17 protein-coding genes are annotated in these 22,528 nt (G+C 63.3%); 15 read left to right on the top strand and 2 right to left on the bottom strand.

What is annotated here, in order from left to right; all coding sequences use genetic code 11:
* Positions 1 to 400: 400 nt before the first annotated feature.
* Positions 401 to 991, bottom strand: a complete 591-nt coding sequence (locus EOA78_RS06005) for a TetR/AcrR family transcriptional regulator (RefSeq protein WP_065010087.1) — start codon at positions 989 to 991, stop codon at positions 401 to 403.
* A 257-nt stretch (positions 992 to 1,248) separates the two neighbouring features.
* On the opposite strand from EOA78_RS06005, the gene EOA78_RS06000 reads away from it, so the two are divergent.
* The 7 genes from EOA78_RS06000 (at position 1,249) to EOA78_RS05970 (ending at position 11,211) form a co-directional block, all read left to right on the top strand.
* The gene (locus EOA78_RS06000) at positions 1,249 to 1,506 is read left to right on the top strand and encodes a hypothetical protein (protein WP_127314315.1); all 258 of its coding nucleotides are present in this window, start codon (positions 1,249 to 1,251) and stop codon (positions 1,504 to 1,506) included.
* On the top strand, positions 1,500 to 4,676 hold the full coding sequence (locus EOA78_RS05995) for a multidrug efflux RND transporter permease subunit (RefSeq protein ID WP_127314314.1): 3,177 nt from the start codon (positions 1,500 to 1,502) through the stop codon (positions 4,674 to 4,676). Before EOA78_RS06000 ends, EOA78_RS05995 begins: the two co-directional genes overlap by 7 nt.
* 16 nt (positions 4,677 to 4,692) lie before the next feature.
* On the top strand, positions 4,693 to 5,847 hold the full coding sequence (locus EOA78_RS05990; RefSeq protein WP_127314313.1) for an efflux RND transporter periplasmic adaptor subunit: 1,155 nt from the start codon (positions 4,693 to 4,695) through the stop codon (positions 5,845 to 5,847).
* Between the two features lie 273 nt (positions 5,848 to 6,120).
* Complete coding sequence (locus EOA78_RS05985) at positions 6,121 to 6,858, top strand: GntR family transcriptional regulator (RefSeq protein WP_127314312.1); 738 nt, start codon at positions 6,121 to 6,123, stop codon at positions 6,856 to 6,858.
* A 60-nt stretch (positions 6,859 to 6,918) separates the two neighbouring features.
* On the top strand, positions 6,919 to 8,025 hold the full coding sequence (locus EOA78_RS05980) for a mandelate racemase/muconate lactonizing enzyme family protein (protein WP_127314311.1): 1,107 nt from the start codon (positions 6,919 to 6,921) through the stop codon (positions 8,023 to 8,025).
* A gap of 348 nt (positions 8,026 to 8,373) precedes the next feature.
* The gene (locus EOA78_RS05975) at positions 8,374 to 9,696 is read left to right on the top strand and encodes a homoserine dehydrogenase (RefSeq protein WP_127314310.1); all 1,323 of its coding nucleotides are present in this window, start codon (positions 8,374 to 8,376) and stop codon (positions 9,694 to 9,696) included.
* Positions 9,697 to 9,714: 18 nt separating this feature from the next.
* Positions 9,715 to 11,211 carry an FGGY family carbohydrate kinase gene (locus EOA78_RS05970; RefSeq protein ID WP_127314309.1) on the top strand — a complete coding sequence of 499 codons (1,497 nt, stop codon included), beginning with the start codon at positions 9,715 to 9,717 and terminating at the stop codon, positions 11,209 to 11,211.
* Here EOA78_RS05970 and EOA78_RS05965 read toward each other — a convergent pair.
* Complete coding sequence (locus EOA78_RS05965; protein WP_127314308.1) at positions 11,208 to 12,170, bottom strand: sugar-binding transcriptional regulator; 963 nt, start codon at positions 12,168 to 12,170, stop codon at positions 11,208 to 11,210. The two genes, EOA78_RS05970 and EOA78_RS05965, sit on opposite strands and share 4 nt — an antisense overlap.
* Before the next feature lie 434 nt (positions 12,171 to 12,604).
* Here EOA78_RS05965 and EOA78_RS05960 point away from each other — a divergent pair, with 434 nt between their 5' ends.
* From EOA78_RS05960 to EOA78_RS05925, 8 genes are all read left to right on the top strand, one after another.
* The gene (locus tag EOA78_RS05960; protein ID WP_127314307.1) at positions 12,605 to 13,615 is read left to right on the top strand and encodes an ABC transporter permease; all 1,011 of its coding nucleotides are present in this window, start codon (positions 12,605 to 12,607) and stop codon (positions 13,613 to 13,615) included.
* 116 nt (positions 13,616 to 13,731) lie between these two features.
* Positions 13,732 to 14,670 (top strand): sugar ABC transporter substrate-binding protein, encoded by a 939-nt coding sequence (locus tag EOA78_RS05955; protein ID WP_127314306.1) that lies wholly within the window; start codon positions 13,732 to 13,734, stop codon positions 14,668 to 14,670.
* 32 nt (positions 14,671 to 14,702) lie between these two features.
* Positions 14,703 to 16,211, top strand: coding sequence for a sugar ABC transporter ATP-binding protein (locus EOA78_RS05950; RefSeq protein ID WP_127314305.1), 1,509 nt, complete (start codon positions 14,703 to 14,705; stop codon positions 16,209 to 16,211).
* A gap of 141 nt (positions 16,212 to 16,352) precedes the next feature.
* Positions 16,353 to 17,117, top strand: a complete 765-nt coding sequence (locus EOA78_RS05945) for an SDR family oxidoreductase (RefSeq protein ID WP_127314304.1) — start codon at positions 16,353 to 16,355, stop codon at positions 17,115 to 17,117.
* Positions 17,118 to 17,126: 9 nt separating this feature from the next.
* Entirely contained in the window at positions 17,127 to 17,912 is a 786-nt protein-coding gene (locus EOA78_RS05940) for an SDR family oxidoreductase (protein ID WP_127314303.1), read from the top strand.
* A gap of 446 nt (positions 17,913 to 18,358) precedes the next feature.
* The gene (locus EOA78_RS05935; protein ID WP_127314302.1) at positions 18,359 to 19,333 is read left to right on the top strand and encodes an ABC transporter substrate-binding protein; all 975 of its coding nucleotides are present in this window, start codon (positions 18,359 to 18,361) and stop codon (positions 19,331 to 19,333) included.
* Between the two features lie 76 nt (positions 19,334 to 19,409).
* Complete coding sequence (locus EOA78_RS05930) at positions 19,410 to 20,495, top strand: glycine betaine/L-proline ABC transporter ATP-binding protein (protein ID WP_127314301.1); 1,086 nt, start codon at positions 19,410 to 19,412, stop codon at positions 20,493 to 20,495.
* Entirely contained in the window at positions 20,492 to 22,474 is a 1,983-nt protein-coding gene (locus tag EOA78_RS05925; protein ID WP_127314300.1) for an ABC transporter permease subunit, read from the top strand. Before EOA78_RS05930 ends, EOA78_RS05925 begins: the two co-directional genes overlap by 4 nt.
* Positions 22,475 to 22,528 lie beyond the last annotated feature (54 nt).

Below are 22,528 nucleotides of genomic sequence, written 5' to 3'. Positions count from 1 at the left end.
TCCTCCCGGCAGCGGGCTTTTTTGTGTTCCGGCTCCGGATGTTGGGCAAAGGCTGAGGTACGACGATCACCGGACGCGATGATCGGCGTCGAATGACCAATACGGGTCACCGGCTTGTTCGGGAGCTGTCACCAGGGTTGATGCCGCCGGAATATTCCCCCGCAAAGGTGTTGCAGCCGCGATCAGCGGATCCGTCGGAATCCCGTCACACTTGTCACTCTCACCAATTCGCTATCGGTTCTATCCTGCCTCTCCAACAAGCAGCAGGTAGCGCCGGGAATGGTTCGGCGAAAGACCGGCAAAGGAGAAGCGCGATGATGGCTCGTCCGAACAGACAAAAGAGCATTCGGCGGCGCGGCTCGCAATGAATACGCTTCCGATCGTTTCGCCGCTTGCGAGACTATCTGGCCGCAGCGCCCCGGAAAGACGCGATCAGGCCTTCCGCCATGCGGACAAATTGCGCGCTGGGGCCTTCGGCTCCGACGCTTTGAAGGCTGACACGGGCGCCTTCAAGCAGCAGCGACAATGTATCGGCGAGAAGCTCTGCCTGGCCGATGCCGGCGTCCCGGCACAGGCCGACCAAACGGTCGCGCTGGGCCTGCTTGAGTTCCTTGATCACCCGACGGGCCGGATGGTCGGTCTCGCTCAACTCGATGGCGGCGTTCGCCATGTCGCAGCCGCGGCCGTCCACCATCAGGCAATCGGCCGCCATCCGAACCCAGGCGTGCAGCTGCGCAAGCTTGTCGCCCGGATGCTCGGCCTCGAACTTTTGCCACATCGCGTTAGCGCTGCATGCGGTCGCCCGCAGGCACTCGATGACCAGATCGTCCTTGGACTCGAAATGACGGTAGAGCGTCATCTTGTTGGTACCGGCGGCCTCAGTGATCGCGTCGACACCGACGCCCTTGATGCCATGCTTGTGGAACATATCCCGTGCCGTCTCCAGGATGCGATCCCGGGGGCGGATGCGTTCCGCAGTGCCGTCTTCCATCAAAACCTCCTTGGTTGCGGGGTTTCCGAAAAATCCCTCGGTACACCTCTTGACTAGGGTGTTACCGGTCTGTAACTTCTAGTTGTTACTTACTGGTAACACCCCCATTGCCTCGTGTCAATCTCGCAGGCGCCTGTGAACAGCCTCCGCCGAATCGGCCCAGGCATGAAACTGCGCCCCAGGCGACTTTGGCCGCGAACAGGAAGACCACCCGATCTGCGGCGTCCACCGCAGATCGCAAGCCAGGAGCCGCTACGATGTCGCAGCGCAAGGATTTGACGATCGACGAAGTTGTGAAGGATCCGATGATCCGGATGCTGATGAAGGCCGACCGTGTCGACCCGCGCTCTTTCGAGACAATGCTGCGTACCCTTGCGGATACGCAAGGCCGCAGCCGCAAGGCGCCGCCTCGTTTCCTGGAAGACCCGGGGCAAAGCCGCAGCCGACGGCTGTGCAGAGTGGCCAAGGCCTTCGGCCAGGCAAGAGCATCGGGCGAGGCGTACGTGTCATGGTAAACTTCTTCATCCACCGACCGATCTTCGCATCGTCGATCGCCATCATCATGGTGCTCGCCGGGGCGATCTGCTATTTCCTGCTGCCTGTCTCGCAATTTCCCGACATCACGCCGCCTCAGGTCGTGGTCAGCGCCAACTACCCGGGCGCCAGTGCGCAAGTCGTGGCCGACACCGTCACGACGCCGCTCGAGCAGCAGATCAACGGCGTTGAAGGCATGACCTATATGTCGTCATCGAGTTCCAATGACGGCTCGTCGACGATCACCATCACCTTCGAGGTCGGCTACTCCTTGAGCACCGCCGCCGTCGACGTCCAGAACCGCGTGTCGCAGGCGGCGTCCTCGCTGCCGGCCATCGTCAACCAGGGCGGCGTGACGATCAAAAAGCAGAATCCGAATTTCGTCCTGATCGTCAACCTCACCTCTCCCGACGGCTCCGTCGACCCGGTCGCGCTCAGCAACCTCGCCTACCTGCAAGTGGTCGACCCGCTTAAGCGCCTGCCGGGCGTCGGCGACGTGCAGATCTTCGGCGAGCGGCGCTATTCGATGCGCGTATGGCTCGATCCCGACAAGCTCGCCAATCTCGGCATCACAGCCGTCGATGTCCAAAACGCCATCGCCGAGCAGAATGTCCAGGTTGCGGCCGGCAAGATCGGGCAGTCGCCTGCGCCGGCGGGTACTGCTTTCGAAATGCAGGTCAACGCAGTCGGCCGACTGAGCGATCCCAAGGAATTCGGCGATATCGTCGTGCGCGCCGATGCCGCGAACGGTTCGTTGGTTCGGCTGCGCGACGTCGCGCGCATCGAACTCGGCGCCCTGCAATATTCGTCGTCGGCATTCTTCGGCGAGGATCCGACCGTGGTGCTTGCGGTCTACCAGATGCCGGGTTCGAACGCGCTCGATCTGCAGCAGCGCGTCAAGGACAAGATGCAGGAACTGTCGGCCCGCTTCCCGAAGGGCGTCAGTTACGCCATGCATTACGATACGACACGTTTCGTTTCCGCATCGATGCACGACGTGCTGGTCACGCTCGGCGAGGCGCTGGTCCTGGTTGTCGCGGTGGTGTTCATCTTCCTGCAGAGCTGGCGCACCACGATCATCCCGACGATTGCGATTCCCGTGTCGCTGGTGGCCACGCTCGTCGTCATGTACATGTTCGGCTTCTCGCTGAACATGCTCAGCCTGCTCGGCATGGTGCTAGCGATCGGTCTCGTCGTCGATGACGCGATCGTCGTCGTCGAGAATGTCGAGCGCCAGCTGGAGGCCGGCCTCAAACCGCTCGCTGCCACGCGCGCGGCGATGGCCGAGGTCACCGGCCCGATCATCGCCACGACCGCCGTGCTGATGGCCGTGTTCGTGCCGGTCGCCTTCATACCCGGCGTTTCCGGCCGGCTCTACAACCAGTTTGCCCTGACGGTGGCGATCTCCTTCGGCATCTCCGCCTTCGTCTCGCTGACGCTCACCCCAGCGCTCAGCGCCGCCTTCCTGCGCCACCGCCCGGCAACGCAGTTCTTCCTGTTCCGCTGGTTCAACACGGGCTTCGAACGGCTGTCGCATGGCTATGCCCATGGTGTGCGCATCCTCATCCGCCTGCGCTGGATCATGCTCGGGCTGTTCGCGGCCGGGCTTGTTGCCACCTATTTCGTCTGGCAGCGCCTGCCCTCGACTTTCCTTCCGGTCGAGGACCAGGGCTACTTCTTCGTGGTCATCCAGTTGCCGGATGGAGCATCGCTGGAACGCACTGACGCGGTGGCCCGCAAGGCACGCGACATCCTGCAGAATACGCCTGGTGTCGAAATAGTCGGTTCGATCAGCGGCTTGAACTTCCTCACCAGTGCCGCCCAGTCGAACTCGGCGGTGGAATTCGCCATCCTGAAGCCATGGGACGAACGCGGCCCTGACCAGAGCGCCTCGAAGCTCGTCGCCGACGTGCGCTCGAAGCTCATGGAACTTCCGGAAGCCTTCGCGCTGAGCTTCGATCCGCCTTCGATCCCGGGCATCGGCACGACCGGCGGCTTTGAATTCCAGGTGGAGGACCTGACCGGTCGCGGCAGCGCTGCGCTCAACGACGCGACGCAAGCCGTGCTGGCCGAAGCGCGCAAACAGCCCGAGCTCAACCCGCAGCAATTGTTCTCGTCGTTCTCGACCTCGACGCCGCAGTTCAACTACGACCTCGACCGCAACAAGGCGAAACTGCTCGGCCTCAGCCTGCCTGACGTGTTCAACACGCTGCAGATCTACCTCGGCTCGCTCTATGTGAACGACTTCAACCTGTTTGGCCGCACCTTCCGGGTGACGATCCAGGCCGACAAGGATGCGCGTGCAGGTGCGGCCGACATTTCGAGGCTCTATGTGCGCAATGCCTCCGGCGGCATGGTGCCGTTGAGCACGCTCGGCAAGCTGGTGCCTATCGTCGGCCCGGAAACCGTCCCGCATTACAACAACAATGCGTCGGCCCTGATCAACGGCGGTGCCGCACCCGGCTTCTCCTCGGGCCAGGCGGTCGCCGCGATGGAACGGGCCGCTGCCACGGCACTGCCGAAGGATTTCGGCTACGAATGGACTGGCATCACCTATCAGGAGCTCAAGGCCGGATCGATCGCCTCGATTGTCTTCGGTCTCGCCATGGTCTTCGTCTTCCTGATCCTCGCCGCCCAATACGAGAGCTGGGCCATGCCCTTCATGGTTCTGCTCGCGGTGCCTCTTGCCCTGTTCGGTGCCTTTGTCGCCTTGTTGATGCGCGGCATGCAGATCGACGTCTATTCCCAGATCGGCTTCGTCATGCTGATCGGGCTGGCGGCGAAGAACGCCATTCTGATCGTGGAGTTTGCCCGGCGCCGGCGCGAGGAAGGCCTCAGCATCGTCGACGCCGCAATGGAAGCGGCGCGCCTGCGGCTGCGGCCCATCCTGATGACCGCCTTCGCGTTCATCCTCGGCGTGCTGCCGCTGATGTTCTCCACAGGTGCTGGTGCAGCGAGCCGCCAGTCGATCGGCACCACCGTCTTTGGCGGCATGGTCGCAGCGACGATCCTGTCGCTGGTGTTCGTGCCGGTCTTCTATGCGGTGATCGAGCAGCTGCGCGAGCGCGGCAGCAAGAGCGAACCCGTTGCCGAACCGACTGAACCAACTGCCGAACCCGCTTTCGAGCGATTGGCCGAAGCGGCCGAATAGGATTGGAGAATTGATCATGCGTAAATGGAAAATTGCGTTGGGAGCCGCCGTTGCCGTCGGGGCGATCTCGGTGGCCAGCGTTCACTTGCTCGACATGGGCAATTTCGGGCTCAACGCCGGTACGGCAGGAGCGGCAACGCCCGAACCCGCGGCGTTTGTCATGCCGGTGCCGGTGGTGAGCGTCGTCAAGAAGACGATCCCGATCTATCTCGACTATGCCGCCCGCACAGAGCCGATCCGCAGCATCACGCTGCAGGCGCGCGTACCGGGTTATCTGCAGGAGCAGGTCGCGCCCGACGGCAGCGATGTCAAGAAGGGCGACCTTCTCTACAAGATCGCTCCAGAGGATTTCCAGGCCGCCCTCGACCAGGCGAAGGCTCAGGTCCAGCGCGACGAAGCAACGCTCGAATATGCGCGTTCCAACCTTGGTCGCGGCACCGAGCTCGCCAAGAGCGGATACATCGCCAAGGATGCGTTCGACCAGCGCACCAGCAGCTTGCGCGAGGCCCAGGCCTCGCTCGCCGTGAACCAGGCGGCTGTGCGGACCGCCGAGCTCAATCTGAGCTATTCCGAAATCAAGGCGCCGTTCGCCGGGCGCGTCGGCCGCAACCAGGCCTCGGTCGGAACGCTGGTCAGCGTCGCCGGCACTGTGCTCAACACGCTGGTGCAGCTCGACCCGATCTATGTCACCTTCAATCCGAGTGAAACGGATCTGGTGCAGATCGAGGAAGCCCGCGCGGCGGGGCCCGTCGAAGTCGACGTCCTGCTTCCCGGCGATACGGAGCCGCGCCAGAGAGGTCAGCTCACCTTCATCGACAACACGATCGATCGTTCGACCGGCACCATCACCGCACGGGCGACGATCGGCAATGCCAAGTTCACACTGCTGCCGGGCCAATATGTTCGCGTCAGGCTGCACATCAAGCAGCAGCCCGATGCACTGATGGTGCCGCAGACGGCGTTGGGATCGAGCCAGCTCGGCAAATACCTCTATGTCGTCGGCAAGGACAACACAGTCGACCAGCGCATCGTTTCGCTCGGGCCGACCAATGGCGATCTGGTGGCCATCGCGAGCGGCGTATCGGAAGGCGACCAGGTGATAACTGGCAATCTGCAGAAGATCGGCCCGGGAATGCCTGTCTCGCCGCTGCCACAGAAACCGACCACCTGATACGCCCCATCAGGCCCGGTCCAGCGGCGCCCCCGGCTATGCCGGGGGTGCCGTTTTGCTGAGCAGTTCGACAAGGCCGGCGACATCGGCGCGATCGGCCTTGGCCGCACGGCATGAAGGCGCAATAGGGATGGCCGAGCCGAACCGAGACCGGCCGGGCTGCGTGAGAACGAAGTCGCCGACATTCCGCCTTGAGCGGGAATCCAGAACTGGCCTCTTGTTAGATTGTCGACAATCTGCTTCTCTGCTTCCGGCACCTTGTGGAGTTGTCGAATGGGGAAGCTGGATTTTGCTCCGATTGCGGATACGACAAGACGCGCCGAGATCGTGGCGTTGCTTCGGCGTGCAATCCTGACCGGCCAGCTGGAACCCGGGCAGAAACTCAACGAACTCAGGATTGCCGAGCAGATGCGGGTGAGCCGCGCACCGCTGCGCGAAGCGATGCGTGAGCTGGTCCAGGAAGGCATCCTGACCAGCATTCCTTACGCCGGAACCTTCGTCATTGATGTGACCGCCAAGGACATCGACGACGCCTATTCGCTCAACAAGGTTCTGGATGAGTTCGCCATCGAACTGACCTGGCCGCTTCGCGACCAGCGGTTCTTCGACGAGCTTGACCGGCGCCACGAGGCGGTGAAGCAGGCGACGCGCGACCGCGACACCACAAGGCAGATCGAAACGGCGCTGCAATTGCATGGCCTGATCCATGAATGGGCCGACAATTCGGTTCTGCTCGAGACCTGGCAGCGACTGACCAGCCGGCTGCAGATGTATTTCGCCCTGCATCAGCGGGCGCGCAACGAGCCGGTGCCTGACGAAGACATCCACGAGACCTATGTGCGGTTGCTGAAAGGCGCCGACATGCGCGCCGCACAAAGCCACGCCCGCGAGCATATCGGCCTCGACTTCGAAGAACTGCTCGCCTATGCGCTCAGCCTCGAACAGCGCGACTCCAAGGGCGCCAAGGTCGATCGCGCTGGCCCGACGCGCAACCGGTCCGACGGCAGCTGAGCCAACCGAAGCCGCCAATTGGCGGCGTCGTCACGAAATCACAGACAACGGACATAGAACGTGCAGATCAGAACCATCAAGGCCTACCATGTCGTGCAGCCCTTCGTGGACGGGCCCTATCGTATGTCCAAGGGTCGAGTCGCCGACGCGTTCGACGCGGTGATCGTCGCCATCACCTCCGACAGCGGCCTCACCGGCTGGGGCGAGATGGCGCCGCTCGGCAATTTTTACTCGCCGGCATTCGCCGCCGGCACTCGCGCCGGCGTCATCGAAATCGCGCCGTATCTGCTCGGCCACGATCCCGTCGGCTTGGCCAGTATCGGCAGGCTGATGGACACGGTGTTCAAGGGCCATCCCTACATCAAGTCGGCGCTCGACATGGCATGCTCGGACCTCGCGGCACGCGCCGCCGACATACCGCTGGTGACGCTGCTCGGCGGGCGCGAGAGCGAGACGGCAGAACTCTACAAGGTCGTCACCCATGGCACGGTCGATGCGATGGCCGCACTTGCCAAGCGCATCGTCAAAGACGGGTTTCACCGGCTGCAGGTCAAGGTCGGCGGCAGCGTCCATGACGACATCGAGCGCGTCACCGCGGTCGCCGCTTCGGTGCCGAAGGGCACCGTCATCTTCTGCGACGCCAATGCCGGCTGGACGCCCTATCAAGCGCGCCAGTTCACTGACGCGACGCGTGCCATCGACTACACGTTCGAGCAGCCCTGCACCACGATCGATGAATGCATGTCGGTGCGCCGCTCGCTCGACAAGCCGATGGTGCTGGACGAATCCGTCGCCTCGCTGGACGACATGCTCTACATCCACCGCAAGGGAGCGGCCGACGGGCTGACGCTGAAGATCTCGCGGCTCGGCGGCGTGACCAAGACGCGCCAGATCCGCGACCTTGCCGTCGATCTCGGCTTCATGATCACCGTCGAGGACACCGGCGGCGCCGAGATCGACACATCAGCCATGGCGCATCTGTCGCTGTCGACGCCGGAGGAGCGCCGGCTGCACGCCATTGCATTCCACGAATGGGTGACAGTGCGCACCGCATCGAACATGCCGCCGGTCTCGGGAAGCCGCATGGGCATTCCGGACGGGCCGGGCCTCGGCATCGACGTCGTTCCCGACCTGCTTGGCGCGCCCTTCTTCGAAGTCGGCAGCTAAGATACTGGCATGCGCCGATCGAGCACGCCGGTTGGCGCTACCTGTCGCGCGCTTCGTCGTTAGCGATAGACGCACCGGCAGCTGAGCCGCCATGAGGCAGCTTATCGCCACACTTGCTCGCTTGCGAGAAGCGATGTCTCGGTCATCGCCGTCTGCATCCCTAGAGATCACCGCCTTCTGCTCCCTAGCTGACCGCGCAGCCAAGCAGCATGCCAAGGGCGCACAAATCGATCACACAACTTTGGAAAGAAGGCCGCCGAATTGCAGGTTGAAATATTTTTCATTTGGAAATAGGAACGTTCAAAATGACTTCGACGCCGCGGCGCGGCAAGAGCTGGAGGAAACGACATGGCCCATCCGCAATTTGCAGCGGAACTTTTGCAACGCGCTGAAAAGCAGGGGCCGATCACCATCGGGCTTGCCGGCGCCGGGCAGATGGGCACCGACATCGTCGTCCAGGTGGCGTTGATGCCGGGCATGCGGATCGGCGCCATTTCCGAGGTCAGGCCGCAGGCGGCGATCGATGCAGCACTGCTCGCCGGCCACGACCGCTCCGATATTGTGCAGGCGCCCAATGCGGCGGCGATCGACCGCGCCATTGAGGCCGGCAAGATCGCGGTGACCGAAGATTTGCATGCGCTGGCTTCCGCCGGCCGCATCGACGTCATCATCGACGCGACAGGCAATCCCAACATCGGCACGCTGTTCGCGCTCGAAGTGATGAAGAACGGCAAGCATATCGTCATGCTCAACGTCGAAGCTGACATCACCATCGGCCGCTTTCTCAAGGAGGAGGCGCGCAAGGCGGGCGTCGTTTATACGGGTGCGGCCGGCGACGAGCCGGCCTGCACGCTGGAGATCATCGGCTTTGCCAAGAGCCTCGGCTTCAACATCATCGCCGCCGGCAAGGGCAAGAACAATCCGCTGAAGATCGACGCAATGCCGGCCGACTACGAGAAGGAGGCGGCCGAGCGCAACATGAATGCGCGCATGCTTGTCGAATTCGTCGACGGCTCGAAGACGGCGATCGAGATGGTAGCGATCGCCAATGCCACCGGCCTGGTGCCCGACGTGCCGGGCATGCACGGCCCGACCGCGACGCTGGAGGAACTCGCCAGCGTGCTTTGCCCGCGCGAGGATGGCGGCGTGCTGCATCGCAAGGGGGTGGTCGACTATTCGATCGGCAAGGGCGTGGCGCCCGGCGTGTTCTGCATCATCGAGACCCGGCATCCGCGCGTGCTGGAGCGCATGATCGACCTCAAGGTCGGCAAGGGCCCCTATTTCACGATCTTCCGCCCCTATCATTTGACCAGCCTGGAAGTGCCGCTGTCGGCGGCGCGCGCCGTGGTCTATAAGCGGGCCGACATGGAGCCGCTCGACCATCCGGTCGCCGAGGCGGTGGCGGTTGCGAAGAGCGACCTTGGCCTTGGCCAGTCGCTCGGCATGATCGGCGAGAACGACTATCGCGGCTTCGCCATGACCTGGGAGGACGCGCGTGCCCGCGGCGCCCTGCCGCTCGGCCTCGCCGAGCGGGCCAAGGTGGTCAAGCCGGTCAAAACAGGCGATTTCCTCACCTACGAAAACTGTGTACCCGACGATTCGATGGTGATAACCCAGATCCGCCGTCGTCTCGACCAGTCGGACGGACGGTTCGTTACGAACGCCGCCTGAACGCTGGATTTCCACCTGATGGACGATGTCGTAATCGGGATCGACGCCTCGACGACGGCCGTGAAGGCGATCGCTTTCACGCGCGATGGCGAGGAACTGTTCCAGGCGCGCGAAGCCTATCCGCTTTCAAATCCCAAGCCCGGCCATTTCGAGCAGGATGCCGAACATTGGTGGACCGCGCTGCTCGGTGCAATGAAGCAGGTCACTGAGGCGGTGGGCGCTTCGCGAGTGGCGGCGATCTCCATCGCCCACCAGCGCGAGACCTTCACCCTGATCGATCACGCCGGCAAGCCGCTTATTCCGGCGATCCTGTGGCTGGACGAGCGCGCGCGCCCGCAAGTTATCAGGCTTTCGGCTGAGCTCGGCCGCGAGACGATCCGCGACTGGAGCGGCAAGCCGCCGGACCCGACGCCCGCACTCTATGCGATCGCCTGGCTTGCCGAACACCAGCCGCAAGCGCTCGACGACGCAGCCGCAGTCGTCGACGTACACGGCTTCTTCGTCCACCGGCTGACCGCACGTCTGGTCACCAGCACGGCAAGTGCGGATCCGCTCGGCCTGCTCGACGTCAGGAATGGCACTTGGCATCCTGGGCTCGTTGCGGCCGCGGGGCTGCGGCCGGGCCAGTTGCCGGAACTGGTCGCGCCGGGCGCAATCTGCGGTGGACTTGTCGAAAGTGCGGCACGGCTGACCGGCCTGAAGGCCGGCACGCCTGTCGTCGCCGGCGCCGGCGACGGCCAGGCGATGGGCCTTGGCATGGGCGTTCACGCCGAAGGCAAAAGCTACCTTTCACTCGGCTCGGGCGTCGTCAGCGGCTGCTACTCCGGTAAGATCACGACGTCGGATACATTTCGAACGCTGGTCTCGCCGACCGGTTCGGGCTTCATGCTGGAGACCGTGCTGCGCTCGGGCATGCAACTGGTCGACTGGATCGTTCGCACGACCGGCTCGCCATCGGCCGCAGCGCTGGAGAAGGCGGCGGTCGACGTTTCCGTCGGCAGCGAGGGCCTGCTTGTCATGCCCTATTGGGCCGGTGTCATGAGCCCCTATTGGGACGGCGCGGCGAGAGGCGCCATTGTCGGCCTGTCGTTGGACCATGAGCCGAAGCACCTTTTTCGAGCGGTTCTGGAAGGCATCGCCTTCGAGCAGGCGATCGCCAGCGAGGCAATGGAAACTCAAACCGGCGGCAAACCGGCGGCGATGATAGCTGCCGGCGGCGGCACCAACTGCGCCCTGCTGATGCGGATCATGGCAAGCGTGCTCGAGCGGCCCCTCTCCGTCTCGCCGGTAAACGAAGCCGCAGCGCTCGGCGCCGCCATGCTGGCGGCTTCGGCGATAGGGTGGTTTGCCTCGCCCGAGGCGGCGGCCGAGGCCATGACTGCGCCGCCGACCAGGCATGTCGACCCGGTCGATGGGCTGGTCTCCGGTTATCGCGCGCGCAAGGCGATCTACCGCGACCTCTATCAGGCGACGCGCGACATCCATGCCCGCCTTGAGGCGCTAAGCAAGGTTTAGCGGTTGAGCAGGCCCTTGGCCGCATCCTCGTCGGTGATCAAAACCGATACATTGGTGTTGGCGAGCGCCGCCCGCATGATGGCAATTTTTTCCTGCCCTCCCGAGACCAGGATGATGGCCGGGATGTCCGACAGGTCCTGCAGCGGATAGGCGCAAACTCGGCGGTTGACCTCATGGTCGACGAGCCGGCCCTCGGCGTCGATGAAATGGCATAATATATCGCCAACTGCGCCAGCCGCCTGCAGCTCCTCAAGTTCGCTGGGTTTGATGAAGCCGTAATTTGCGATCGGGCTGTCGTTGGAAAACGATCCGACGCTGAGCACGGCGATGTTTGCCCGGCGCGCGCGGAAGACGACGTCCTGAACGCTGCGCTGGCTCATGAAAGCTTCGCGCTGCTCCGGCCTGTCGGCATAGACCGGTACCGGCAGCAGAAAGCACTCGGCGCCGATCTTTTCGGCGAATTCCCAGGCGCTCTCGGTCGGGTTGAGCGGTTGGGCATGAGTGAGACCGCCCAGCATGGAAACCACCGTCGTCCTGGCGATCGGCCGCCGCGGCAATTCGTTGATGGCGAATTTCAGCGTCCTCCCCCAGCCAAGTGCGATGACATCGCCGGCATTCACATTGTCGGCCAGATAGGCGCCCGCGGCATGGCCGATCATCAGCGGCGTGTTGGTTCGGTCGGCGGCCGACGGCACCACAACCGCCTGGCTCAGTCCGAAACGCTGCTTCAGAGCCTCTTCCAGCACCAAGCATTCGACGACGCTATCGCGGATGCGGAACTGGACGACGCCCTCCTCACGCGCGGCGGACAGGATGCGATGCACCTTGATGCGACCGATCCCGAGGATCTCCGAAATCCTCTCTTGCGTCAGACCCTCGACATAATAGTGCCACGCGGCACGGGCCTTCAGCTCGGCATCCGGGAAGCGCGAGGCCTTGTCATTCTCCGTCATCGCCATCTTTTTGCCCTCCCGCGGTCGTCCGAATCCTTAAATGCCATTCAAATGGGCGTATCCGACCAGGCGCCACGAAATCGTTCTGCGTGCCCAGGATTCAAGATTTAAGACATCGACAGGATATCGTCTACAACGCGAGATGAAAGCCAAAATGGTGAACATTTACTTTGTCTTGGCCGTCCTGCCCTGCTCAAGCAGCCGAAATGAATTCGCAGGATGAGACCCAAGCTGAAACGCGGCATTTCGTGCCCTTCCGTAAGACAAACCGCTTGGCGGCGCAAACCGGCGTGGAATGATGTGGCGGGCCTTGACAATTTTCCGACGAACAGTTTAGCTGAACAAAATTACATATCAAAGATAAATTGTTCACAGGGAGGTGCCTGGTGAACAAGAGTGAGCCGACAAAGCATCGCCGGATCGCTGATGGAGGAGACAAAATGGCTCTGAGCAACGGTGCAAGCGAGTTGAAGGCCGGCCCAGGCGCGCAGGCCGCGGCGGGCGCGAAGCTTTCGGCCCTGTTCGCCGGGACCATGGGACCGCTGATAGGGTTGGTGCTGCTGTGCCTTGCGCTGACGCTGACCACCGACACGTTCCTGACCGTCCGCAATATCCTCAATGTCCTCGACCAGATCACCGTGCTCGGCATCATGGCGATCGGCATGACGCTGGTCATCCTGATCGGCGGCATCGACCTGTCCGTCGGCTCCGTGCTGGCTCTCGCCGCCATGGTGATGGGGTTCGTCGCCCATCCCGACCATCTCAATCTCGGCATGCCCGCCGGCATCGTCACAGCGCTTGTCGTTGCTGGACTTTGCGGGCTGGTTTCAGGCCTGCTCGTGACGGTCACTAAACTGCCGCCCTTCATCGCCACACTGGCCATGATGTCGGTGGCCCGCGGTCTCGCCAACATGATCACCGACGGCTCGCAGATCATCGGCTTTCCCGACTGGTTCACCAGCCTGTCGATCATCCGCCATTTCGGCTTCCTGTCGGTCACCGTCGGCCTGATGATCGTGCTGGCCATCATCTTCGCAATCTTCCTCAACTACCGCGCGACCGGTCGCAGCCTCTACGCGATCGGCGGCAGCGCCGAAGTCGCCAGGCTGTCCGGCATACCGGTCAAATCGCTGACCAACTGGGTCTATGCGATCTGCGGCGTGCTGGCCGGGCTTGCCGGCATCGTGCTTGCGGCACGGCTCGATTCCGTCCAGCCGAGCTCCGGCTTCGGCTACGAACTGGACACGATCGCGGCGGTGGTGATCGGCGGCGCCAGCCTGTCGGGCGGCGTCGGCTCGATCGGCGGCACCGCCATCGGCGTGCTCATCATTGGCGTGCTGCGCAACGGACTGAACCTGCTCGGCGTGTCGCCCTTCATCCAGCAGGTGGTGATCGGCGTGGTGATCGCGCTGGCGGTGGCCACGGATACGTGGCGGCGCAGAACGCAATGAAGAATTCGCCCGGGTGTCCGGGCGAAAACGGATCGGTTGATCCGAACTGGGAGTTGTTCGGCCAAGGGCGCCGTGATGCGCCGGCAGAACAGATTGAACATCAACGGAGGAAACACATGCTGACCAAACGTTCATTGCTGCTTGCTGCCGCGGCCGTCATTCCGCTGCTCGGACTGTCCGAGATGGCGTCGGGCGAGGAGGCCAAGAAGCTTGGCCTTGCCGTCGCCAACCTGCAGGCCGATTTCTTCAACCAGATCAAGCAGTCCGTCGAAGCCTACGGCAAGGAAAAAGGCATCGAAATCGTCACCGTCGACGCCAAGGGCGATTCGGCGACCCAGGTCAGCCAGGTGCAGGACCTGATCACGCAGAACATCGATGCGCTGATCTACATCCCGGCCGGCGCCACCGCCGCCACCGTGCCGACCAAGACGGCCAAGGCGGCCGGCATCCCGGTCATCAATGTCGACCGCAACGCCGATGGCGCGCCCGGCGACACCTTCATCGCCACCAACAGCGTGGCATCGGCCAAGGCGGTGTGCGACTACATCGCCAAGCAGGCCGGCGGCAAAGGCGAGCTGATCATCATCCATGGCCAGAAAGGCACGACCCCCGAGGTCGACCGGTCGAAGGGCTGCGGCGAAGCGCTGAGCGCCTATCCCGACATCAAGGTGGTCGGCGAGCTGTGGAGCGAAGGCTGGCATCAGGACGAAGGCTTCAAGCTGACGCAGGATCTGCTGCAGTCGCATCCCGATGTGTCGATCGTCATCGGTCAGGCCGATGCGCTGGCGCTCGGTGCCGCGCAGGCGGTCAAGGTCGCCAATCCCGGCCACAAGGTCTGGGTTGCTGGTTTCGACGGCGATGTGGCGGCGCTCAAGGCGCTGAAGGGCGGCGTCTTCGACGTAACCGCCACGCAGCAGACACAAGGCATGGGCCGGCTTGCCGTCGATGCGGCGATCAAGCTGGTGGCCGGCGAAACCGTTCCCACAGAACAGCTGCAGGATGCGACGCTGACCACCAAGGACAATGTCGATCAGTTCATCGCCAAGCATCCCTGATCCCAAGAGTCCGGCAGTTGACGAGCGGAACGATGTCCTTGGATCCCAGCCATACGCAGACCCCGCATCTGGGGCTCTTCGTCAGCGGCCTCTGCAAGAGCTACGGACCGGTGCAGGTCCTGGCCGATGCGAGTTTCGAGGTGCGGCCGGGAGAGGTCGTGGCGCTGCTTGGAGAAAATGGCGCGGGCAAGTCCACCGTTTCGAACATCATCGCCGGGTCGACCAAACCCGATGCCGGCAGCATCACATGGCGGGGGAAACCCTATTCCCCCGCCTCTCCCGCCGCGGCCATCGACGCCGGTGTCGGCATGATCCACCAGGAACTGAAGCTGCTGCCAGACCTTTCGGTCGCCGAGAACGTCTATGTCGGACGACTGCCGATGCGCGGCGGCCGCATCGACCGCGCGGCTATGAATGCGCGGGCATCGGCCCAACTGAAGCGCCTCGGCCTCGATGTTTCGCCGGATCGCAAGGTGCGCACGCTGCGCATAGCCGCCCAGCAGCAGGTCGAGATCGCCAAGGCACTGACGCTCAATGCCGAGCTTCTGATCTTCGACGAACCGACAGCAGCACTTGGCAGCGAAGAAACGGAACTGCTGTTCCAGCAGATCCGCAAGCTCAAGGCGGAAGGCATGTCCTTCATCTATATCAGCCACCGGCTGGATGAGATCGCTGAGATCGCCGACCGAGTGGTGGTGATGCGCGACGGGCGCATCGTCGCCCGGCACGAGCGCGCCGACATTCCGGTGCGCACCGTGGTCGAACAGATGGTCGGCCGCAGCGTCGAGCGGATGTTCCCGCCGCTCTCGGAACCGGGCAGCGAGACGTTGCTCGAAGTCGAGAACCTGTCCTCGCCGGAACGCAGTTTTCAGAATGTCAGCTTCACGGTGCGGACCGGCGAAATCCTTGGCATCGCCGGCCTGATCGGCGCCGGCCGCACGGAGCTGGTGCGGGCGATCGCCGGCGCCGATCCGATTTCATCGGGGTTGGTGCGCGTCGCCGGCAAACCTGTGCATCTCACTGGCCCGGCGGCGGCGATCAAGGCCGGCGTCGTGCTGGTGCCCGAAGACCGCAAGGCGCAAGGCGTGGCGCTCGACCAGACCATCGGCGAGAATCTGGCGATCGGCAATTTCGACCATGTCGCGCCGAATGGCTGGGTGTTTCCGAAGGCGGTGCAGAAATTCGCCGAGGCCGGCATAAGCCGGCTCGGCGTCAAGGGCCGGCCTAACCAGGCCATCAGCAAGCTCTCCGGCGGCAACCAGCAGAAGGTGATTATCGCCAAATGGATTTCACGGCCGCCCAAGGTGTTCATCCTGGACGAGCCGACACGCGGCATCGATGTCGGCGCCCGCGCCGCGATCTACGATGTCATCGCCGACCTCGCCCGCTCCGGAATGGCGGTGGTGGTGGTGAGCTCCGACCTCGAGGAAGTGCTCGGTCTGTCGCACCGCGTGCTGGTGCTGAGCCGTGGCCGCCAGCGCGGCATTCTCGACCGCAGCGAAGCGAGCAACGTCGCCGTCATGGAACTTGCCACAAGCTAGGACAGCTTAACGGAGCGAAACCGGGAATCGGAACAAAGCGCAGCAGGTGATATCCTCCCAAACACCGGACCGCGCGGGGCGCCAGCCAAGACTGGCGCCCCTTCATATCGGAGGGCGGCGGTTGGAGCAGAGGGACCGACGATGAAACTTTTCGATCTTCATGGAGAGGTAGCGCTGGTGACGGGTGCGGGCAGCGGCATCGGGCAAGCGATTGCCATTGGGCTCGCCGAGGCCGGCGCCGACATCGCCTGTTTCGGCCATGCCTCGAAAGGCGGGCTGGACGAGACCGCGCACAGGATCTCGGCTCTCGGCCGCAAGGCACTGGTGCTGACCGGCACGGTGACTTCAGAGGCCGATCTCGCGACGGCGATCGAACGCACTGAAACGGAACTGGGCGCGCTGACCATCGCCGTCAACAATGCCGGCGTCGCCGCGGCCGAGCCGGCCGAGACGCTGTCGCTGGAGAAATGGCAGAAGCTCTATGACGTCAATGTCAGCGGCGTGTTCCTGTCGTGCCAGGCCGAAGCGCGCGCAATGCTGACGAGGCGCAAGGGCTCGATCGTCAACATCGCGTCGATGTCGGGCTCGATCGTCAATCGCGGTCTGACCCAGGCGCATTACAATTCATCCAAAGCCGCCGTTATCCATATGTCTAGGAGCCTCGCCATGGAATGGGCCGATCGCGGCCTACGCGTCAACGTCGTCAGCCCTGGCTACACGCTGACGCCGATGAACAAGCGGCCGGAGGTCGCCGACCAGGTCCGGATCTTCGAGCGCGACACGCCGATGGGGCGCATGGCGGCGCCGGAAGAGATGGTCGGCCCGACCGTGTTCCTGGCCAGCCGCGCTTCGAGTTTCGTGACCGGCATAGACCTGATCGTCGATGGCGGCTTCGTCTGCTGGTAGGGAGAAAAAATGCAGAAGCGATTCCAGGGTAAGACGGCGGTCATCACGGGCGCCAGCGGCGGCATCGGTGCGGCGATGGCCAGGCGCTTTGCGGCGGAAGGTGCTGCGGTCGTCGTCAGCGCCATCGACCCGCGCGTCGACGAGATCGCCGCAGGAATGAAGGCGGAAGGCGCCAAGGTCGCATCGCTGCGCATGGACGTGACGAAGAAGGACGAGGTCGCCGCCCTATACGATCTGGCCGAGCAGCAGTTCGGCCGGGTCGACATCTCCGTGCAGAATGCCGGCGTCATCACCATCGCCAGGATCGAGGCGATGACCGAGGCCGAATGGGACAAGGTGATGGCGGTCAACACCAAGGGCGTGTTCCTGTGCTGCCAGGAGGCGATCGCGCGCATCCGCAAGCATGGCGACGGCGGCAGGCTGGTCAACACCGCATCCGGCCAGGCGCGCCAGGGTTTCATCTACACGCCGCACTACGCCGCCTCGAAATTCGGCGTCGTCGGCATCACCCAGAGCCTCGCCAAGGAAGTGGCGAAGGAGAAGATCACCGTCAACGCGATCTGCCCCGGCATCATCGACACCGACATGTGGGCCTACAACGACGCGGCATGGGGCAGACTGATGGGCGACTACAAGCCCGGCGAGCTGATGGCCGAATGGGTGAAGAACATCCCGATGGGCCGCGCCGGCAGCGGCGAGGATGTTTCCGGCCTGGTCAGCTTTCTGGCCAGCAACGACGCCGCCTACATCACCGGCCAGACCATCAATGTCGATGGCGGCCTGATCATGTCGTGAGGATACTCGGACGACCGGTCGCCCGTTCGAATTTCACAATTGCTTGAGTATCGGATTATCCGAAAACTGCTTTCCACTTTTCGGTCCGATGCGCCGGTCGCATTATGCGTTGCGCGACATGAACGTTGGTATATATAATTTCATCCCATGAAAATGGCTTCGGCGACTGCCGGCAGCCGACATCATGGGACCTTGATGGCTCGCAAGCTTGAGGGCGCCGCAAAACCGGCGATCGATCCGCGGATCACTGCTTCGGCAGCACGGCAGCCATGACGCGACCCCGTCCCGCACGACATCTTCATCGAATTGGGCAATGCGCCTACTTAGCGCCGACAGCAATTTGGTGCCAATGGACTTGCGCAACGACCAGTTTTTCCAACACAATCAAAAGACGCAAAAAAGGGAACGACCGATAACTTCCACCAGAGCTTGACAGGAGAACAAGCATGTCACTGCGGAGCATGATTTCGAGACTATCAATGGGAGCCTTAACACTTGCCGCGGCAAGTGCACTCGCGCCTTCGGCCCAGGCTGCGGCGCCAGAATCCAATGATCCGATCAAGATCGCGCTGTTCGACTGGACCAGCGTCAATCTGAACGCAAAGATCCTCGGCGGCATTCTTGAAAAGCTCGGATACACGGTCGAGTACCCGACCGCCGACTATCTCTCCAGCCTGACCACCGGCCTCACCAATGGCGATCTCGCTGTCGCTCTGGAATTCTGGGACACGACTGCCGGCGAAGCCATGAAGGCCTCGGATGCCACCGGGCAGACCGAACGGCTCGGTAAGCTCGGGCCCAAGGCCAAGGAAGAATGGTGGTATCCCGAATATATGAAGGAGAAATGCCCCGGTCTGCCAAACTGGGAGGCGCTGAAGGACCCGAAATGCGCCGAAGCCTTCTCGACGGCGGAAACGGCGCCGAACGGCCGCTACCTCGGTGGCCCCGTGACATGGGAGGGTTTTGACGACGAGCGTGCCGCGGCGCTGAAGCTGCCCTTCACCGTCATCCATGCCGGCACCGATGCCGCGATGTTCGCCGAGCTGGATTCGGCCTACCAGCGCAAGGCGCCGATCATGCTGTGGGTCTATTCGCCGCATTGGGCGCCGGCCAAATATAAGGGCGAATGGGTCGAATTTCCCGCCTATACGCCGGAGTGTTACAACGACCCGAAATGGGGCGTGAACCCTGAAGCGAAATACGACTGCGGCAAGCCGCATGGCGAGATTTGGAAATATTCCTGGGCCGGCATGAAGGACAAATGGCCGGTCGCCTACAAGGTCGCGAAAAACTACACGGTCGACACCGACGAGCTCAACAAGATGAGCGGCGAGATCGATCTCGAAGGCAAGACGCCGGAAGACGTCGCCGCTGCCTGGATTGCCGCCCACGAAGCCGACTGGAAAGCCTGGGCCGAGTGATCGTTCCACCTGGAAAACTGCGAGACCCGGTCATTCATGGCCGGGTCTCTATCCCATATTCCAGAAGGACGATTGCATGGCCGATACGACTGAACAGGTGCAGCAAGCGGCAGGCACGCCAAACGATGCCCGCCCGATAAAGCTCGCCTGCTACAACGTCTGGAAGCTGTTCGGGGCGAACGCGGCGAATTTCATCCGCCAGCGCGACGGCAAGGCCAGCATGGCGGAAGTCGCCGCGGCCGGGCTGGTCGGCGCGGTGCGCGCCGTCGACCTCGAAATCCGCCAGGGCGAGATCTTCATCATCATGGGCCTGTCCGGCTCCGGCAAGTCGACGCTGGTGCGCTGCATGTCGCGGCTGGTCGAGCCGACGCATGGTAAGGTCGAATTCGAGGGCAAGGATCTCCTCAAGATCTCCGATGCCGCGCTGATCGAGCTGCGGCGTCACCGCATGGGCATGGTGTTTCAGAATTTTGCCCTGCTGCCGCATCTGAACGTGCTGGAGAACATCGCCTTTCCCCTGGGCATCCAGGGACAGGACCGGCCGACGCGCGAAAAGCGGGCACGCGAGGTCCTCGAGCTTGTCGGCTTGCGCGGCCGCGAGCATTTCTATCCGCGTGAGCTTTCCGGTGGCCAGCAGCAGCGTGTCGGCATCGCCCGCAGTCTCGCCACCAAGCCGGAAATCTGGTTTCTCGACGAGCCGTTCTCAGCGCTCGATCCGCTGATCCGCCGTGAGATGCAGGACGAGCTGATGCGGCTGCAGACCATGTTGCAAAAGACCATCGTCTTCATCACCCATGATTTCGACGAGGCCATCCGGCTGGCCGACCGCATCGCCATAATGAAGGACGGCGAGGTCATCCAGATCGGCACGCCGGAAGAGCTGGTGGTCAATCCGGCGACCGACTATGTCGCCGAATTCACCCGCGACGTCGACCGCGCCAAGGTGATCTCGGCGCGAAGCCTGATGCGCGCCTGCGACGGCACCGAGCATGGCGGCGTGGTCGCGCCGGATGCCAAGATATCAAGTTTTTCGGCAAGCATCGTCTCGGCCGGCAAGCCGTTCGCCGTCGTGAACGGCACCGGCAAGCCGATCGGCGAAGTCACGCCGCAAGCGGTGATCGATCTTCTGGCCGGCATCGTACATCCCAGGGCCGGCGCATGACGGTGACGGCAAGCACCAGCGAGGCGAGATTGCGGCCGGTTCAGATCTGGCTGGTGGTCTGGGCCTGCGCCCTTGCCGCCGTGCTTGCCGTGTTCCTGCTGCAGGACAGGCTGCCCTGGGCAGTCAACTATCCGGCCGGCGCAATCGTTCCCGTCGCCGACTGGGTAAGCGCGCTGATGAACCTGATAAAATCGAACTTCTCCTGGCTGACGCGGTCGATCACCGCGGCGCTCGGCGTGCCGCTCGATTTCGCGCTCAATCTGCTTGCCAAGAATTTCAAGATCGGCCGTGGCGCGGATATGGTCGTCCTGCCGCGCCTGTCCTGGGTCGGCGTCTGCATCGCTGCATTCCTGGCCGGCCGCGCCGCGGGTGGCTGGAAGCTCGGCACGTTGGTCGGCGGCTGTTTCCTCTACATCGCGCTGTTCGGCCAATGGACCAGCGCAATGCTTACGCTCGGGCTGATCTCCATCGCCGTGCCGTTCTGCATCGTCACCGGACTGTTCGTCGGCATCTGGGCGTGGCGCAAGCCATGGGCTGAGAGGCTGTTGATCTCCCCTGCCCTCGATCTGATGCAGACCATCCCGACCTTCGCCTATCTGATCCCGATGCTTCTTTTGTTCGGCAACAGTCCGGTTTCGGCGATGATCGCGACGGCCATTTTCGCGACGCCGCCAATGGTGCGCGCGACGATGCTGGGACTGTCGCGGGTGCCGTCCGAGATCGACGATTTCAGCGAGATGGCCGGCTGCACGGCGCGCCAGAAACTGTGGCGCGTGCTTTTGCCGTCGGCGCGTCCAGCGCTGATGGTCGGCGTCAACCAGGTCATCATGCTGGCGCTCAATATGGTGATTATCGCTTCGATGATCGGCGCCGGCGGCCTCGGCTACGACGTGCTTTTGGCGCTGCGCGCGCTGAAGGTCGGCGAGGCAATGGAAGCCGGCCTTGCCATCGTCGCGCTGGCAATCGCGCTCGACCGGCTGACCCAGGCGATCGCGCGCAATCACGCGCAAGGCCATGTTTATCAGGAGGTGAGCCCGAGCTTCTGGCGCCGCTACCCCAATCTGACGCTGGCCATCGCCGTCCTTGCCGTCACGACGCTGCTCGGCCTGTTTGTGCCGGCCTTCGCGGCGGTGCCGAAAGCGATCACTTTCACCACCGCCCCGATGTGGAAGACAGCGGTGAGCTGGATTACGATCAACTTCTTCGACACGATCGAAGCGTTCCGCGTGGCGCTGATCCTCAATGTGCTGAACCCGGTGCGCGCCTTCTGCGAGGGCTTCCCGTGGCTGGGCGCGGTGTTCCTGCTTGGCCTTGCCGGCTACCAGCTCGGCGGCCTGCGCCTCGCCGTCCTGGTCGCCGCGCTGACCATCTTTTGCGCGGTGACCGGCCTCTGGGAAAAGACCATGGCGACGGTCTACCTCTGCGGCATCTCGGCCTTCATCGCTTGCCTGATCGGCATCCCGATCGGGCTGATGGCTTCGCGCAGCGACCGCGTCGAGAAGGTCGTCACTCCGGTCATCGACACGCTGCAGGTGCTGCCGTCGTTCTGCTTCATCATTCCAGTGGTGATGCTGTTTCGCGTCGGCGACGTGACGGCGATGATCGCCACGGTCGCCTTCGCCGTGGTGCCGGCCATTCGCTACACCAATTACGGCCTCCGGCAGGTGTCGCCGGCGCTGATCGAGGCGGCAAAGGTATCGGGCTGCACCAAGCGCCAGACGTTCCTGCGCGTGCAGCTGCCGCTGGCGCTGCCCGAGATCATGCTCGGCGTCAACCAGACGATCCTGATGGCGCTGGCGATGATCATCATCTGCGCCATGGTCGGCACGCGCGATCTCGGCCAGGAGGTGTTCATCGCGCTGTCCAAGGCCGATTCCGGCCGCGGCATCGTCGCCGGACTGGCCATCGCCTTCATCGGCATCGTCGCCGACCGGCTGTTCAACGCCTGGACGGCGAAGGCACGGGCAAGGCTGGGGTAGCCGGAAAATAGAGGATCTCGCGTCCCGCGAAAGGGCAGCTTGCACAGAAGCTGT

Source organism: Mesorhizobium sp. M5C.F.Cr.IN.023.01.1.1 (assembly GCF_003997585.1).
GTDB classification, from domain to species: domain Bacteria; phylum Pseudomonadota; class Alphaproteobacteria; order Rhizobiales; family Rhizobiaceae; genus Mesorhizobium; species Mesorhizobium wenxiniae.
Note: the sequence above shows the minus strand (reverse complement) of the source record. Positions and strands in the feature narration are given on the sequence as shown.

Coding starts and splice junctions, on each gene's coding strand:
- EOA78_RS05925 (WP_127314300.1), top strand. CDS start 20,492: ATGACGGTGACGGCAAGCACCAGCGAGGCGAGATTGCGGCCGGTTCAG.
- EOA78_RS05955 (WP_127314306.1), top strand. CDS start 13,732: ATGCTGACCAAACGTTCATTGCTGCTTGCTGCCGCGGCCGTCATTCCG.
- EOA78_RS05965 (WP_127314308.1), bottom strand. CDS start 12,170: ATGGCGATGACGGAGAATGACAAGGCCTCGCGCTTCCCGGATGCCGAG.
- EOA78_RS05945 (WP_127314304.1), top strand. CDS start 16,353: ATGAAACTTTTCGATCTTCATGGAGAGGTAGCGCTGGTGACGGGTGCG.
- EOA78_RS05950 (WP_127314305.1), top strand. CDS start 14,703: ATGTCCTTGGATCCCAGCCATACGCAGACCCCGCATCTGGGGCTCTTC.
- EOA78_RS05930 (WP_127314301.1), top strand. CDS start 19,410: ATGGCCGATACGACTGAACAGGTGCAGCAAGCGGCAGGCACGCCAAAC.
- EOA78_RS05995 (WP_127314314.1), top strand. CDS start 1,500: ATGGTAAACTTCTTCATCCACCGACCGATCTTCGCATCGTCGATCGCC.
- EOA78_RS05940 (WP_127314303.1), top strand. CDS start 17,127: ATGCAGAAGCGATTCCAGGGTAAGACGGCGGTCATCACGGGCGCCAGC.
- EOA78_RS05935 (WP_127314302.1), top strand. CDS start 18,359: ATGTCACTGCGGAGCATGATTTCGAGACTATCAATGGGAGCCTTAACA.
- EOA78_RS05990 (WP_127314313.1), top strand. CDS start 4,693: ATGCGTAAATGGAAAATTGCGTTGGGAGCCGCCGTTGCCGTCGGGGCG.
- EOA78_RS06005 (WP_065010087.1), bottom strand. CDS start 991: ATGGAAGACGGCACTGCGGAACGCATCCGCCCCCGGGATCGCATCCTG.
- EOA78_RS06000 (WP_127314315.1), top strand. CDS start 1,249: ATGTCGCAGCGCAAGGATTTGACGATCGACGAAGTTGTGAAGGATCCG.
- EOA78_RS05985 (WP_127314312.1), top strand. CDS start 6,121: ATGGGGAAGCTGGATTTTGCTCCGATTGCGGATACGACAAGACGCGCC.
- EOA78_RS05960 (WP_127314307.1), top strand. CDS start 12,605: ATGGCTCTGAGCAACGGTGCAAGCGAGTTGAAGGCCGGCCCAGGCGCG.
- EOA78_RS05970 (WP_127314309.1), top strand. CDS start 9,715: ATGGACGATGTCGTAATCGGGATCGACGCCTCGACGACGGCCGTGAAG.
- EOA78_RS05975 (WP_127314310.1), top strand. CDS start 8,374: ATGGCCCATCCGCAATTTGCAGCGGAACTTTTGCAACGCGCTGAAAAG.